Origin of the sequence: Corynebacterium gallinarum, assembly GCF_014837045.1 — a bacterium.
GTDB lineage: Bacteria > Actinomycetota > Actinomycetes > Mycobacteriales > Mycobacteriaceae > Corynebacterium > Corynebacterium gallinarum.
In genome coordinates this window covers 127,877-142,963 of record NZ_JACSPR010000003.1, presented here as the reverse complement: position 1 = coordinate 142,963, position 15,087 = coordinate 127,877, and the positions used below count along the sequence as shown (strand labels likewise).

The following is a 15,087-nucleotide window of genomic DNA, read 5'->3' as shown; positions in this document are numbered from 1 at the left end:
CTACTCCTCGCCGTCAGCAGAGTCGGTGTCCTCGGCGTCAGCGTCAGCGTCGGTCTCAACCGCCGCAACCGCCTTCTTGCCCGGGATCTTGGAGGCTGGGCCGTCGACATCGCCCTTGGCCACTGCCTCGGCTTCCTCCTCGCCTTCCTCCTCGACGTTCTTGTCGATGGCGAGCAGTTCCACGTCGTCCTGCAGGTTGACCAGGCGCACACCCATGGTGGCGCGGGAGGACGGGCGGATCTGGTTGACCTCGGTGCGGATGACACCGCCGGCGGAGGTGATGGCGAAGATCTCGTCGTCCTCCTCCACGGCGAGGGCACCGATGAGGCGTCCACGCTTCGGGGTGTACTTGAAGGTCACCACGCCGAGGCCGCCGCGGCCCTGGGTGGAGTACTCGGAGATCGGGGTGCGCTTGCCGTAACCACCGGAGGTGGCCACCAGCAGGAATTCACCGTCGCGGACCACGCTCATGGCCAGCAGCTGGTCGTCCTCGCGGAAGCGCATGCCCTTGACACCGGCGGTGGCACGGCCCATGGGGCGCAGCTGCTCATCGTCGGCGGTGAAGCGGATGGCCTGGCCGTACTCGGAGGTGAGCAGGATGTCATCGCCGTCATTGACCAGGGCGGCACCGATGAGGCGGTCGCCGTCATTGAGGTTGATGGCGATCAGGCCGGCGGAGCGGGCGGATTCGTAGTCGGTGAGACGGGACTTCTTCACGCGACCCTGGGCGGTGGCCAGGACCAGGTAGGGGGCGTCCTCGTAGGTCTGGATCTGGATGACCTGGGCGATGCGCTCCTCCGGCTGGAATTCCAGCAGGTTGGCCACGTGCTGGCCGCGGGCGGTGCGGGAGGCCTCGGGCAGTTCATAGGCCTTGAGGCGGTAGACGCGACCGAAGTTGGTGAAGAACAGGATCCAGTCGTGGGTGGAGCTGACGAAGAAGTGGCGGACCACGTCATCCTGCTTCAGCTCGGCACCGCGGACACCCTTGCCGCCACGCTTCTGTGACTTGTAGGCATCGACCTTGGTGCGCTTGGCGTAACCGGTGGAGGTGATGGTGACCACCACGTTCTCCCGGGCGATGAGGTCCTCCTCGGAGACATCGCCGGTGGCGGCGATGATCTGGGAGCGACGCTCGTCGCCGTACTTCTCGACGATCTCCGCGAGCTCATCGCGGACGATGGAACGCTGACGCTCCGGGCTGGCCAGGATGTCCTTGAGGTCGGCGATGATGTTCTCCAGCTCGGCGAGCTCGTTGACGATCTTCTCACGCTCCAGGGCGGCCAGGCGGCGCAGCTGCATCTCCAGGATGGCATCGGCCTGGATCTGGTCCACATCGAGGAGGTTCATCAGGCCGTCGCGGGCCTCCTCCACGGTGGGGCTGCGACGGATCAGGGCGATGACCTCGTCGAGCATGTCCAGGGCCTTGACCAGGCCGCGCAGGATGTGGGCGCGCTTCTCCGCCTGGTCCAAACGGTACTGGGTGCGGCGGACAATGACCTCGATCTGGTGCGCCACGTAGTAGCGCAGCATCTGGTCCAGGCGCAGGGTGCGGGGCACACCATCGACGATGGAGAGCATGTTGGCACCGAAGTTGGTCTGCAGCTGGGAGTGCTTGAACAGGTTGTTGAGCACCACACGCGGGACGGCGTCGCGCTTGAGGGTGACCACGATGCGCATGCCCACGCGGTCGGAGGACTCATCCTCGATCTTGGAGATGCCCACCAGCTTGCCGTCACGGACCTGCTCCGCGATGTTGGAGATCAGATTGTCCGGGTTGACCTGGTACGGCAGCTCGGTGATGACGATGACGGTGCGGTTGCCCTCCTCCTCGATGGAGGTGACACCCCGCATGCGGATGGAGCCGCGGCCGGTGGTGTAGGCATCGTGGATGCCCTTGTCACCGATGATGAGGCCGGAGGTCGGGAAATCGGGACCCTTGACAAACTCCATGCACTTGTCCAGTGCGGTGGATTCATCGGCCTCGGGGTTCTCCAGCAGCCAGAAGATGGCGTCGGCAAGCTCGTTGAGGTTGTGTGGCGGGATGTTGGTGGCCATGCCCACGGCGATGCCGCCGGAGCCGTTCATCAGCAGGTTGGGCACACGGGAGGGCAGGACATCCGGTTCGGTAGTCTTGCCGTCGTAGTTCGGGGAGAAGTTGACGGTGTTCTCGCGGATGTCGCGGACCATCTCCATGGCCAGCGGGGTCATGCGGCACTCGGTGTAACGCATGGCGGCGGGGCCGTCATTGCCGCGGGAACCGAAGTTGCCCTGGCCGTCAACGAGTGGGTAGCGCATGGACCACGGCTGGGCCATGCGGACCAGGGTGTCGTAGATCGCGGTGTCACCGTGCGGGTGGTAGTTACCCATGGTGTCCGCCACCGGCTTCGCGGACTTCACGTAGCTGCGGTCGGGGCGGTAGCCGTTGTCGTACATCGCGTACAGCACACGGCGGTGCACCGGCTTCATGCCGTCGCGGACCTCGGGGAGTGCGCGTCCCACGATGACCGACATGGCGTAGTCGATATAGCTCGACTGCATCTCCTCATTGATGTCAATGGGATGAACGCGGTCGAACGTTTCGTTATTGTCGTCGCTCACTAGTTACCTTCCAATGGTGTTTGAACTACCACGATCTTACCCGCCCCAGCCCGGAAAACCGCCCCCAGGATGCGTTTTCGGCCACATCACGGCCAAATTCGATACCAGACTGATACCATCCCCCGCATGGCCATGACCTTGAGACTCACCGATGATCAGGACCGGGCACTGACCCTGCTCGCCCGCGCCCAGGGCTCCAGTAAACAGGAGGCCGCGATCCGGGCGATCGTGGCGGCGGCGGCCCGCGTCGTGGCCGATGCGGAAGTCGCGGACCTGGCGCGCGCGTACGTGCCGGAATACGCGGACGTCGACAAGCGCCTGAGGCGGTCGCGGTGAGGGGGCTCAGCGCCGAACAGATGTTGCTCATCGCCGATGAGGTATGCGCAGCGCACGGCGTGCGGGTGCGCGATTTCGCCGCCCTTGCAGCGGCCGCGGCGGTCAGCAGCGCCAGTTTCCACGGCGTGCGCGTGGACGACTCCCCGGAAGCCATGGCCGACCGCGTGGCCACCACCATCACCGCGCTCCGGCCCCTGAGTGGGCGCAACGGCCAGCTCGCGGCTGCGACCCGACGGATCCTGCGACATCTCAACGCCTGAGCGGGGTGCTTGTCGACGCCCCACTGCCCCACCGTCCCCGACCGGTCCGGCGCATTGCACGCCCCTGGTCGCAACTGTAAACTTTGTGACTGTTGTGATTGCAGTGACAGAAGTGGCGCTGTGGAGGAAGAATTACAACGTTGTCCTCTCCACGAAAGATCGGTGTTTCCGGCTGCCCGCCGGGAATGCCGGTCTTTTTCTCGTTACTATGTTCCCCATGACTTCACTCAAGGAACTTCTCGTAGGCAACCGTTTCGATGCAGCGGTCGCCGACATGGCCAACTTCATCACCACCACCGTGGACAAGCAGTCCGGTCTCACCGGCATGGCCCTCAAGGGTGCACTGAGCACGGCCACCAAGTTCGACTCCGACATCGTGGCCAAGGGTTCCCGGCGCGTCATGCCCGAGATGGCCGAGGGCCTGGATCCCCTGTGGCAGGAATACACCACCGGTGGCGGCACCGACTTCGGCGCCCACCTGGTGGCCAACAAGGACCGCGCCATGGATGCCATCCTCAGCGTGGCCGACCGCAACTCCGACACCATCAACATCCCCGGTGTGTCCAAGATGTACGGCACCCTCCGCGGCAAGGCCGCCAAGGTCGTGGAGCAGGAACTGCCCACCATCGGTCAGCTCGTGGAAAAACACGCCCGATAGACAGTGGCCACCTCACTCGACCCGACCCAGCGCTACAGCCTGCCCACCAGATGGGTGCTGTTTCTGAGCGGGATGTTCATCCTCTCCCTCGGCGTGGCCGTCACCGTCCACGCCGGCCTGGGCACCACCACCATCTCCTCCCCGCCGGCGGTGCTGGCGGCCGCCACCAGTTACTCACTGGGCACCTGGACCGTGGTGGTCAATGTCATCATCATGATCATCACGGCCCTGATCCTGGGGCGTAATTACAAGGCCACCATGCTGTGGCAGCTGCCGATCTCCATCCTCTTCGGCGTGATGTGTGATGTGAGCCTGTGGCTGACCCGCTGGGTGGACCCACAGAACTACCTGGTGGCCTGGATGCTCGTCATCCTCGGCACCATGGCGGTGGCGCTCGGCATTGTCATGCAGCTGCTCGGGCAGATCGCCTTCATGCCGGGTGAGGCCGTCGTGCAGGCGCTCAATACCAAACTGACCACGCTGGATTTCGGCGCCTGTAAGCAGATCGTCGACTGGACCCTGGTGGGCATCGCCGTGATCATCTCACTGGTCACCATGGGTGGCCTGGTGGGTGTGCGCGAGGGCACCGTCTTCGCGGCCTTCGGCATCGGTTTCTTCGTCCGGCTCTGGCAGAAGCTGTACCTGAAAAGCATCAGGAGGAACTAGCTGGGGGCCGGGGTGTTCCCGGCGCGGGCAGCCCGTAGACCATTGAGGATGACAATCACCTCGGCAACCTCATGCACCAGCACCACCGCCGCCAACCCCAGCACACCGGTGATCGCCAGGGGGAGCAGGACGATGATGATCGCCAGGGACAACACGATGTTCTGGTTGATGATGGTCCGGCCCCGGTGCGCATGGGCCAGAGCTCGCGGGATCACCCGTAGATCATCACCGGTGAAGGCCACATCCGCGGACTCGACAGCGGCATCCGCCCCTTTCGCACCCATGGCGATACCCACATCGGCTGAGGCCAGGGCGGGGGCATCATTGATGCCATCCCCGATCATCGCCACCGGTCCCCTCTCCGCGAGGCCGGCCACCGCCCGGGCCTTGTCCTGTGGGCGCAGTTGCGCGTGGACATCCTTGATTCCCGCCTCCGCCGCCAGAGCCTCAGCGGTGCGCCGATTATCACCCGTCAGCATGGTGATCCCGAAACCCTGCGCCTCAAGCAACCGGATGACATCGGGGGTCTCCAGGCGCAGTTCATCACGCACCCCGATCGCACCCACCGGTTGCTGATCACGGTGGATGACCACCACGGTCATTCCCTTGGTCTCCAGGTCCTCGACGCTGCCCACCAGCGGACCAGGAGCGAGCCACCGGGGGCTGCCCACGGCGATGCGGGCGCCGTCGATAAGCCCGGTGATGCCCTCACCGGCAACCTCGGTGACCTCCGCAGCTGCGGGAGCCTGGGGTGCGGCAGCGGTGATCGCAGCGGCCAGCGGGTGGGTGCTGTGTGCCTCCAGGGCCGCTGCCCAGCCCAGTACCTCCGCCTGGCTGGCGGCACCGGTGGTCACCACCTCCGCCACCGTGGGCTGGTTGCGGGTGAGCGTGCCCGTCTTGTCCAGGGCCAGCTGCCGGATACCACCGAGACGCTCGAACGCGGCACCGGACTTGATGACCACGCCGAATCTACTGGCCGCACCGATGGCCGAAACCACCGTGACCGGCACCGAGATGGCCAGGGCACACGGGGATGCCGCCACCAGGACCACCAGGGCGCGTTCAATCCACACCCCCGGATCCCCCAACAGGGAACCGATCACCGCGACCAGCGCAGCCAGGATGAGCACCCCGGGTACCAGGGGGCGTGCCAGACGATCAGCGATCCGGGCGCGGTCACCCTTCTCATGCTGGGCCTGCTCCACCAGGGACACCACGGTGGTCAACGAGTTGTCCGTCCCGGCCGCGGTCGCCTCCACCTCGAGCACACCGGAGATGTTGATCGATCCCGCCAGCACCTGATCGCCGGGCCCGACCTCCACCGGGATGGATTCCCCCGTGATCGCGGAAACATCAAGACTGGAGCGCCCGGAATGCACGATCCCGTCGGTGGCCAACCGCTCCCCCGCCACCAGACGCAACCTGTCCCCGGGGAGGAGTTCATCAACAGACACACTGCGCGTGGTGTTGGCTGCGGTGACCACCGTGGCGGTGGCGGGAATCAAGGCGAGCAGGGCACGCAGACCTGCGCGGGCCTTATCCATCGCCCGGTCCTCCAAGGCCTCGGCGACGGAATAGAGAAAGGCCAGTGCAGCTGCCTCCTCAATGAAACCGAGAATCACCGCACCGGTGGCACTGATGGTCATGAGCAGGCCGATACCCAACCGACCCCGGGTCACCAGGTTTCTCACCGCGCCGGGAACAAACTGAGAGGCTCCCAGGAGCAGAGACACCCAGAACAGGACGGATGCGAGGGTTCCTGCCCCGGGGACGAACCAGTCCAGAATCAGACCAATCAGCAGGGCCACACCGGATGCCACCGGGATCAGGACGGCCCGGTCACGCCACCAGGGGGTGTGTTCCTCCGTGTCCACCACTGTGTCTGTGGGTTCACATCCACATGCAGAGGTCACTGTTCCGGATCCCCCTCCGGGGCACAGCAGCCCACGACGGGGCACTGCGGATCAATGCAGTCTGCGTTCTCATCGACCGCCAGGGTGATATCCACCAAGGCGTTGAGTGCGCGTGCCAGGTGGGCATCGGCGATCTCATAGCGGGTGCGTCGACCCTCCGGTTCTGCCACCACAATCCCGCAGTCACGCAAACAGGCCAGGTGGTTGGAGACATTGGTGCGCGTCAACCCCAGGGTGGTGGCGAGTTGAGCCGGATAACCGGGGGTATCAAGCAGGGACAACAGAATCCGTGACCGGGTGGGATCAGCCATGGCCCGACCCAACCGGTTCATCACATCAAGACGCGAGGCAATAGTCAGCATATGCTGACCATACATCAGGTACTGACCTATCGACCGGGAATTCCGACGGAGGTTTTGACGGGGAACTCCCGCCATAGGTGTAGGCCTCGGACAGCACAGAACCCGGGGACCGATGAGGTTTCCCGGGTTCTGATGTAGTGCTGTGATTAACCCTGATTCAACAGGACATTAGAGGCGGTTGGGGCCTGCAACAACCTGCTCACGCTTGTTGATCACGCTGCGTGCACCGGCAACACCGGCCATGGATGCCAGCAGGGCACCGACCAGCAGACCACCGAAGGTCCACCAGGATCCCTCAGCAACCTCAGGGGCGGCTTCCTGGGCAGTCTGGCTGGCCTCATCAGCCACCTGACCGGCGGTCTCCTCAGCCTCAGCCTGTGCCTGATCCACGTCCTCCTGGGAAGTGGCATCGGCGGCACTCTGGGCGTCCTGGCTGGTCACATTGACGGCCTGGGCGGCGGTGTCAGCGACAGTTCCGGCAATGCTGCCAAACGCGCCCAGAACCGAGGTGCCCAGCCAACCGGCCAGGAAGATCACCGCGAGCATGGAGGTGGCCCAGGTGAGGAAACCGTGCAGCAGGCCACCACGGACAGCGAGTGCACCGGCAACATAACCGGCCACCAGGAAGGCGATGACCAGACCCACCAGGGTCCAGATGCCCAGCACAGTGGTGCTGGAGTCCTGCAGCCCCAGGGCTGCGGCACCGATGCCGAGCAGCACCACCAGGGCGATGAAGGTCACCGCACCGGCGATGATCGCACCCCAGGAAACATTCCGGTTGGCAACATGCGGATCATCGGTGCCGATCCAGGCTTCCTGTGCGGAGTGATCATCCGGGGCGGTACGGGTTTCAACTGCGCTGGAAGAAGGTGCGACACTCACCCCTGCTTCATTTCGGTGGGCTGCATGATTACCTGCGGGTCGGTTTACTTTTTCGGCCATGGGTACGCTCCTTTACTGTTGTGCTGCACGATCTCCGATGTGTGTATCGGCTGTCGTGCCCCAGACGCGCACCCCATCTGTCGCAGGGAGAATCGGGCAGAAGCGGGCCAGAGCCCACAATCAGAGGATTAGAGCGCCATCTAAACGACAAAGGTGCTGGTGAGAGTTTCGGACCCAAACAGATAACAGTATTACAACAACCTGAAGTATTGGTTGAGAGTTACTGTTTTCGGCATTTCCGGTGTCGCCGGAACACATCCATGGTAGGAATGCCTAGTCGAGCAACCCGGCGAAGGACACGAAGCGATCCGCCACGATCCCCGGCTCACGCGCCCACCGGTTGTGGCCCAGTTCCCCGGGCAGATCCTCGAAACGCACATCGGCATTGGGCAGGAACTCAGCCAGGGCCTCACTGGAGGCGGTCGGACAATCCTGATCATTGGTGAACCGGGTGAACAGCACCGGCAGTTCCAGGCGGCTGAGGGCTGCCACATAATCCATATCCTGGCCGGTGAGATCATCCAGGGAATTCCGCTTATGGAAGCGCAGCCATTCCCGCATGTGGGCACCTGCCTGACGCCCATAACCGAGGAAATCACGCCCCAGGATCCTCCCCGGCCAGTACCCCAGACCGTGGCCCCCGACCCGTCCCAGGAACAGGGCACCTACCCCGAGTCGACGCCCCATCTGGGGATCGAAGGCGGGGCGGTACGGGGATCCGGACCCCACGCCGAAAATACCGCGGAGGTTGAGTTCGCGGGTGTCCTCGCGGGCGGCGAAGAGACAGGAGATCTGCCCACCCATGGAATGGGCCAGGAAGATCATGGGGTGATCGACCGGCAGACCCAGTTCCTGTTTCACCGCGCGGACCTGACGGGGGAAATCCTCCGACGCCAGGTCGTGATAACCCCAGGTGCTGGACCGGGTGGCCCGCGCGGAGCTCTGGCCCTGGCCCCGGAGTTCACCGATGGCCACGGGGAAACCACGCTCGGCCAGTTCCGCGGCGAGGGGCCGGAAGTAGTATCCGCCCATGCCGAAACCCGGCCACACCATCACCAGGGGCTTGTCATGCCCGCTCTCGTGCCCGCTCCCCTGCCAGACCTGCACGGGGGATACGGAGGCATCGGGCATCTCGACGTGGACGGTGGTGGTGGGTTCAGTTGCTTTCACCCGTCCCAGGGTAGCCAGAACCCAGGCCCCCGGGAATGCAGAACACCCCGTGGGATACCCACGGGGTGCGCTGCTGGGATGACCCAGACGTTCTAGACGTCGAGGAAGCGGACATCCTTGGCATTACGGGTGATGAAGCTGCGGCGTGCCACCACGTCATCGCCCATGAGGATGGAGAACAGCTCGTCGGCACGCTGGCCGTCGAGGAGGTCCACGCGACGCAGAATACGCACGCTGGGGTCCATGGTGGTCTCCCACAGCTCGCTCGGGTTCATCTCACCCAGACCCTTGTAGCGCTGGATGCCGTCATCCTTGTTGATCTTGCGGCCGGCCGCCAGACCCTCCTCGAGCTGCTGGTCGCGCTCGGCATCGGAGTAGGCGAAGCCCGGCTCCCCGCGCTGCCACTTGAGCTTGTATAGCGGTGGCTGGGCCAGGTAGACATGGCCCTCGGCGATGAGATCCGGCATGAAACGGAACAGCAGGGTCAGCAGCAGCGTGGCGATGTGCTGGCCGTCGACGTCAGCATCGGCCATCAGCACAATCTTGTGATAGCGCAGCTTGTTGATGTCGAATTCATCGTGGATACCGGTGCCCAGGGCGGTGATGATCGCCTGGACCTCGGCGTTCTTCAGCACCTTGTCCAGACGTGCCTTCTCCACGTTGAGGATCTTGCCACGCAGCGGCAGGATCGCCTGGAACATCGAGTCACGACCCGACTTGGCGGAACCACCCGCGGAGTCACCCTCCACGATGTAGAGCTCGGACTTCTCCGGATCCTTGGAACGGCAGTCGGCCAGCTTGCCCGGCAGTCCGCCGAGGTCGGTGGCGGACTTGCGACGGACCAGGTCACGGGCCTTACGGGCCGCCAGGCGCGCCTGCGCGGAACCGACAGCCTTGTTGATGATGACCTTGGCCTCGGCCGGGTTGGCCTCCAGCCAGTGGCCGATGTGCTCATTGGCCATGCGCTGCACAAAGGACTTGATCTCGGTGTTGCCGAGCTTGGTCTTGGTCTGACCCTCGAACTGTGGTTCGGAGACACGCACGGAGATCACCGCGGACAGGCCCTCACGGCAGTCATCACCGGTGAGGTTGGTTTCCTTCTCCTTGAGCAGCTTGTGCTCGCGGGCATACCGGTTCATCAGGGAGGTCAGCGCGGAACGGAAACCCTCCTCATGGGTGCCACCCTCAATGGTGTTGATGGTGTTGGCGAAGGTGTGCACGGACTCCTTGTAGGAGGAGTTCCACTGCATGGCGATCTCCACCTCGTGCTCCTCGGCCTTGGCCTCAAACGACACGATCGACGGGTGGATCGCGGTCTTGGTGCGGTTGAGGTGGTTGACGTAATCCTCGAGCCCGTTCGGGTAGTGGAAGATCTTCTTCTTCTCACGCTTCTTGGGCTTCTTCGGGGCGTCGGTGACCTCGGCGTCGACAAGCTCGGTTTCACCGTCGGCGTCGATCTGGTCGAGGGAGAGCTCGACTGCGGTGTCGCCCTGCTCGGCCAGTGCCTCGAGCTCGAGTTCCTCATCGGAGGCGCGGTTGTCGGTCAGGGTCATGGTCAGACCCTTGTTGAGGAAGGCCATCTCCTGCAGGCGACGCGAGATCGTGTCGAAGTCGAAGTCGGTGGTCTCGAAGATCTCGGCATCCGGCCAGAACCGGATGGAGGTGCCGGTGCCGCGGGCATTGGCGCCCTCGACCAGGTCCTCCGGGACCGAATAGTTGAAGTTCTGGTACCAGTGCTTGCCATCTTTTTTAATGTGCGCCTCGACGCGCGTGGACAGGGCGTTGACCACGGAGATGCCCACGCCGTGCAGACCACCGGAGACAGCATAGGAATCGGAGTCGAACTTACCGCCGGCGTGCAGCTGGGTCATGACGACCTGGACGGTGGGTGCACCTGAGGCGTGCATCTCCACGGGGATACCACGGCCGTTGTCGACGACCTCGACGCCGCCGTCCTCCAGGAGTGTCACGTCAACGCGGTCGGCGTAGCCAGCCATGGCTTCGTCCACCGAGTTGTCCACGACCTCCCAGATCAGGTGATGGAGGCCACGCGGGCCGGTGGAACCGATATACATTCCGGGGCGCTTGCGGACTGCCTCGAGACCTTCAAGGATGGTGATCGATGAAGCGTCATAATTGTGTTCAGTGTTTGCCACTTTAAACGAACACTCCTCGCTACTTTTCCGATACAGACCTTTTAATCCTACACCCTTAGGCCCCTACGCAGTAGTGGGGCACAACGCCGGAAACGGCGAAATAGGCCCCTTTTTGAGCGTTGGTGCTTTCAAACTAGCCGTAGGTGTCCCGCGGACCGCGTCCCTTCACATGCAACGGGCCCTTGCGCCAGCTCGGTGCCTGGGGTCCGTAGATGCGCAGCTCCGCAATGATGTCCGGACCCACCTTTTCGGCGATGACCTGCAGGATCTGCTTCTGCATCATGCGCAGATTGGTCGCCCAGGCGGTGGAATCACAGGTGATGAACAGTTTTTTATCCTTGATCATCTCCACTTTTGTGTGCTGGGCGATCTTCGGTCCCACCAGCTCAGCCCAGTGCGAGGTGACCCAACCTGCGGCGATGTCCCGACCCCACCCCCGCGATCGGATTTCCCGGTTGAGAATGGATCCCAATGGCTCAGCCGAACGCACGTACGGTTTATAGCGGCCGTCCGGGCCGGTGGGTCGTCCCCTCCGGCGCTTGTCTCCGACCCCACTGCCCCCGTTTCCCCGTTCCCCTGCGGTGCGGGGAGTGGTGCGTCGAAAAGCATCTTTGTTGTTCAGGTCGGGCACCCGACCGTTGCGGCGCTGGGCCTCGCGGCGCACCCGCTCGAAGGCCTGGGCGATGAAATCCTCGTCGTCGGTCATGGCTGTGTCTCCGGCTGCTCGTCCAGCAGGGAGATCCGGCCGTCATCGGTGTCTCGCACGGTGACGGTGTGGCGGGCGGTGATGGCGTCGGCGAGGTTGGCGGGCAGGTCATCGCTGACGGCCGCGGTGATGATCACCTGTTCGGCATCCCGGGCGATGACGACGAGTTTCTCCCGTCGGCCGGCATCGAGCTCGGAGAAGACATCATCGAGGATGAGGATCGGATCGGTGCCGTCAGAACGCAGCAGGTTGAACTCCGCGATCCGCATGGACAGCGCGAACGACCACGTCTCCCCATGGCTGGCGAACCCCTTCGCGGGTTGGCCACCGAGATGTAATTCCAGATCATCGCGGTGCGGGCCCACCAGGGACATGCCGCGCTCGATCTCCCGCTGGCGTTTGGCGGCCAGTTCGGTGAGCAGGGTGGCCTCGATGATGCCGGCATCGAACCCCGGGAACTGGCTCAGGCCCTGATCGATGGTGGTTTTGTAGTTCACCGCCGCCGGGCGCGATTCCGGGGCGATGGTCTGGTACGCATCATGGACCTGGGATGACAATTCCTGCACCAGGGCGAAACGGGCGGCCATGACTTCCGAGCCGAGACGGGCAAGCTGCCCGTCCCAGGTGTCGAGTGTGGCCAGCGCCGCCGCCCCCTCATCGGTGCCATACCCCCGGCGCAGGGGGATGGTGGCGGTCTTGAGCAGGGCGTTTCGCTGTTTGAGCACCTTGTCATAATCCGCCTTCACGCCGGCCATGCGGGGTCGGCGGGTGGCGATGATGTCATCCAGATACCGTCGGCGCTCCGCGGGTTCCCCGCGCACCAGGGCGAGATCCTCCGGGGCGAACAACACGGTCTTGATCACCCCGAGCAGCTCACGGGGGCTTTTCACGCGGGTGCGGTTGATCTGCCCCTGGTTGGCGGCGTGCGGTTTGATCAACAGGTGCGCGGCCAGTTCCCGCCCCTGGTTGACCGCCACCGCGGAGATCCGGGAATCCGTGGCATTCGCCCGCACCAGCGGGGCATCCGCGGACACCCGGTGGGACGACAGGTGCGCCAGGTACCCGATGGCCTCGACGATGTTGGTCTTGCCGAACCCATTACGGCCGATGAAAATCGTAATTCCAGGTTCGAGCTCGACCTTCAGCTCCGGCCAGGACCGGAAATCACGTAATTCCAGCGAACGGATGTACAAGGTTTGCGGTCCCTCCCTTCGGGCGCGAGATGGGAACTGGATATGGGGTGCGGAAGGGGTGTGATCTGGGAATTTATCCAGCTCACACCCGGGTGTCGGTCTAGCCCGGCAGGCGGACCGGCATGAGCAGGTAGGTGAAGTAGGTCTCCGGGGTCTGGAAGACACCACGTTCATCGGCCTCCGGGAATTCCTCCGGTTCCGGGATCATGATGGCCGGGCGGGACGGCTCGGTGAAGCCGAAAACCGCACGCGAGGTGGGGATGACAGACAGTCCGTCCTTGAGGTAACCCGGGTTGAAGGCGATCTTGAGATCCTTGCCGGTGAACGCACACGGCAGCACCTCCTGGGCGTGGCCGGCATCGGAACCACCGGCGGACAGGATGACCTGACCGTCGCTGAATTCCATGATGATCTGGGCGTTGCGGTCAGCCACCAGGGAGACACGACGCACGGCGTCGAGCAGTGGGGCAATCTCCACCGAGGCGATCGCGGTGTGTTCCTTGGGCAGCAGTGGCTGGATATTCGGGAAGTCCGCGTCGAGCATGCGGGTGGTGCTCTCCCGGTTATCGGTGCGGATACCGAACAGGCCTTCGCGGCCGACCTGCTCGCCGGCGCCCACGGCGATCCCGATTTCCTCGTTGAGTCCGGTGTCGAGGGTGCGGGCGTTTTCCAGGAGGGTCTTCGCCGGGATGAGCAGCTTGGCCTCGATGTCGGAGCTGGCGGGATCCCACTCGAAGGTGCGCAGCGCGAGGCGGAAACGGTCGGTGGCCGCGAGGCTGATCTGGTTGCCGTGGATCTCCATGTTCACGCCGGTCAGCATGGGCAGGGAGTCATCCTTGCCTGCTGCGGAGGCAACCTGGGTGACGGCCTCGGTGAACAGCTTCGGGTTGATCGAACCGGTGCGTTCCGGCAGGGACGGCAGCGGAGGGTAATCATCGAGCGGGATGGAGGGCAGCTCGAAGCTGGCGGAACCACAGGACACCAGGACCTTAGAACCATCGAGGCGGAAATCAACCGGCTTGTTGGGCAGGGTGCCGATGATCTCGGAGAGGATCTTGCCGGCCACCGCAATGCGTCCGGGAACAGCGACCTCGGCGGAGACCCGGACACGGGTGGACACCTCGTAGTCGTAACCGGCGAGCTCCAGGCCCTCGTCATCGGCGGTGATCAGCATGGCTCGCAACACCGGCTGGGTTGGCTTGGTGGGCAGGTTTCGAGCAACCCAGCCCACTGAGGTGACCAGATCCTCCCTGGCCACACGGAATGACACGTTTTGTGGCTCCATGCTGACTTAAAGCTCCTTGCAGAAAAGTTCGTTATCGAAAAATGCCGGACCAGGGGCACTGGCCACGACAGGACACAACCCTTCGATGCCACGGATGTGGTGTGGGTTCATGACAGGTTGCCCTGAACCCGTGCAGCCACCGGTGGGGTTGTGGAATTACACATCCCTAACGTACCTGGGCACCTGACGGTTCGGGAATTTGTAATTTCATTTCCCTGCCGTTCGGAGCGTTGCCCCGAGGCGAGATTTTTGTCATTCACCAACGTTTCTCCCCACCCCCTCTTTCTCTTAGTTAAGTTCTAGTTATAAAAGCGGTAGTAACAGTAAGTCCTGTGCACTCTGTGGATGGAGCATCATCGGCCAAGGTAGCCGTGAAAAACGTGGTTGTGAAACCGGGTGTGGAAAACCTGTGGATAACTCGACCGGGCTGTGGATAACTTTCCGGGCGGTATTTCTATCCCCAGTTCGGTCAAATGTATCCCCAGCTTATGCACACTTTTACTGGGTTTGTCCACAGGGGTTTCGCCTAGCCCCTCCAATCCTAAAAGTGACGCGAATCACGGAATTACAAGTTTGTAATTACACAGCTGTGAATAGGTCTGTGGATAATTTCCCGGTCGTTTCACCCTCTTTCCGACAACTTTTCTTGTCATTTCACCGCTCCCCCGCCTCCTAGGGTGCTGACCAGCGGTTTTACCGCCAGGCCCTCACGGGTGAATGACAAAAGGTGTGGTTTGCTGATGGCAGCGGGATGCGTCGACAAGCTCTCCCCTGTGGATACCGCCCCCGAATCACACAAAACCCGGCCCACCAGAGGTGAACCGGGTTTTATGTCATTTTCG

Annotated in this window: 13 protein-coding genes; 4 read left to right on the top strand and 9 right to left on the bottom strand. The window is 63.4% G+C overall.

The window, feature by feature from the left end; genetic code table 11:
- Positions 1-2,598 (bottom strand): DNA gyrase subunit A, encoded by a 2,598-nt coding sequence (gene gyrA / locus H9627_RS05365; protein WP_191732990.1) that lies wholly within the window; start codon positions 2,596-2,598, stop codon positions 1-3.
- Positions 2,599-2,724: 126 nt separating this feature from the next.
- Here gyrA and H9627_RS05360 point away from each other — a divergent pair, with 126 nt between their 5' ends.
- From H9627_RS05360 to H9627_RS05345, 4 genes are all read left to right on the top strand, one after another.
- A complete protein-coding gene (locus tag H9627_RS05360; protein ID WP_191732989.1) occupies positions 2,725-2,934 on the top strand; it encodes a CopG family transcriptional regulator in 210 nt (69 codons plus the stop codon).
- Positions 2,931-3,194 carry a TetR family transcriptional regulator gene (locus H9627_RS05355; protein WP_191732988.1) on the top strand — a complete coding sequence of 88 codons (264 nt, stop codon included), beginning with the start codon at positions 2,931-2,933 and terminating at the stop codon, positions 3,192-3,194. The genes H9627_RS05360 and H9627_RS05355 overlap by 4 nt, the downstream gene beginning before the upstream one ends.
- A gap of 217 nt (positions 3,195-3,411) precedes the next feature.
- Entirely contained in the window at positions 3,412-3,852 is a 441-nt protein-coding gene (locus H9627_RS05350) for a DUF6918 family protein (RefSeq protein ID WP_191732987.1), read from the top strand.
- Between the two features lie 3 nt (positions 3,853-3,855).
- Entirely contained in the window at positions 3,856-4,518 is a 663-nt protein-coding gene (locus H9627_RS05345; protein ID WP_318247761.1) for a YczE/YyaS/YitT family protein, read from the top strand.
- On the opposite strand, the gene H9627_RS05340 is transcribed toward H9627_RS05345, so the two are convergent.
- The 8 genes from H9627_RS05340 to dnaN all read right to left on the bottom strand — a co-directional run bounded on the left by H9627_RS05340 (position 4,515) and on the right by dnaN (position 14,245).
- Entirely contained in the window at positions 4,515-6,431 is a 1,917-nt protein-coding gene (locus tag H9627_RS05340) for a heavy metal translocating P-type ATPase (protein ID WP_191732986.1), read from the bottom strand. The two genes, H9627_RS05345 and H9627_RS05340, sit on opposite strands and share 4 nt — an antisense overlap.
- Positions 6,428-6,793 carry a Cd(II)/Pb(II)-sensing metalloregulatory transcriptional regulator CmtR gene (cmtR, locus tag H9627_RS05335; RefSeq protein ID WP_191732985.1) on the bottom strand — a complete coding sequence of 122 codons (366 nt, stop codon included), beginning with the start codon at positions 6,791-6,793 and terminating at the stop codon, positions 6,428-6,430. Before cmtR ends, H9627_RS05340 begins: the two co-directional genes overlap by 4 nt.
- A gap of 168 nt (positions 6,794-6,961) precedes the next feature.
- On the bottom strand, positions 6,962-7,675 hold the full coding sequence (locus tag H9627_RS05330) for a TIGR04086 family membrane protein (protein WP_318247760.1): 714 nt from the start codon (positions 7,673-7,675) through the stop codon (positions 6,962-6,964).
- A 333-nt stretch (positions 7,676-8,008) separates the two neighbouring features.
- The gene (locus H9627_RS05325) at positions 8,009-8,905 is read right to left on the bottom strand and encodes an alpha/beta fold hydrolase (protein WP_318247759.1); all 897 of its coding nucleotides are present in this window, start codon (positions 8,903-8,905) and stop codon (positions 8,009-8,011) included.
- A gap of 92 nt (positions 8,906-8,997) precedes the next feature.
- On the bottom strand, positions 8,998-11,061 hold the full coding sequence (gene gyrB / locus H9627_RS05320; RefSeq protein ID WP_191732983.1) for a DNA topoisomerase (ATP-hydrolyzing) subunit B: 2,064 nt from the start codon (positions 11,059-11,061) through the stop codon (positions 8,998-9,000).
- 133 nt (positions 11,062-11,194) lie between these two features.
- A complete protein-coding gene (locus tag H9627_RS05315; RefSeq protein ID WP_191732982.1) occupies positions 11,195-11,767 on the bottom strand; it encodes a DUF721 domain-containing protein in 573 nt (190 codons plus the stop codon).
- The gene (gene recF, locus H9627_RS05310) at positions 11,764-12,960 is read right to left on the bottom strand and encodes a DNA replication/repair protein RecF (RefSeq protein WP_191732981.1); all 1,197 of its coding nucleotides are present in this window, start codon (positions 12,958-12,960) and stop codon (positions 11,764-11,766) included. The genes H9627_RS05315 and recF overlap by 4 nt, the downstream gene beginning before the upstream one ends.
- A 100-nt stretch (positions 12,961-13,060) precedes the next feature.
- The gene (gene dnaN, locus H9627_RS05305) at positions 13,061-14,245 is read right to left on the bottom strand and encodes a DNA polymerase III subunit beta (RefSeq protein WP_191732980.1); all 1,185 of its coding nucleotides are present in this window, start codon (positions 14,243-14,245) and stop codon (positions 13,061-13,063) included.
- Positions 14,246-15,087 lie beyond the last annotated feature (842 nt).

What these genes read in the sequence shown, in the direction of transcription:
- H9627_RS05360 (WP_191732989.1), top strand. Translation starts at nt 2,725, where the DNA reads ATGGCCATGACCTTGAGACTCACCGATGATCAGGACCGGGCACTGACC.
- H9627_RS05350 (WP_191732987.1), top strand. Translation starts at nt 3,412, where the DNA reads ATGACTTCACTCAAGGAACTTCTCGTAGGCAACCGTTTCGATGCAGCG.
- cmtR (WP_191732985.1), bottom strand. Translation starts at nt 6,793, where the DNA reads ATGCTGACTATTGCCTCGCGTCTTGATGTGATGAACCGGTTGGGTCGG.
- H9627_RS05315 (WP_191732982.1), bottom strand. Translation starts at nt 11,767, where the DNA reads ATGACCGACGACGAGGATTTCATCGCCCAGGCCTTCGAGCGGGTGCGC.
- dnaN (WP_191732980.1), bottom strand. Translation starts at nt 14,245, where the DNA reads ATGGAGCCACAAAACGTGTCATTCCGTGTGGCCAGGGAGGATCTGGTC.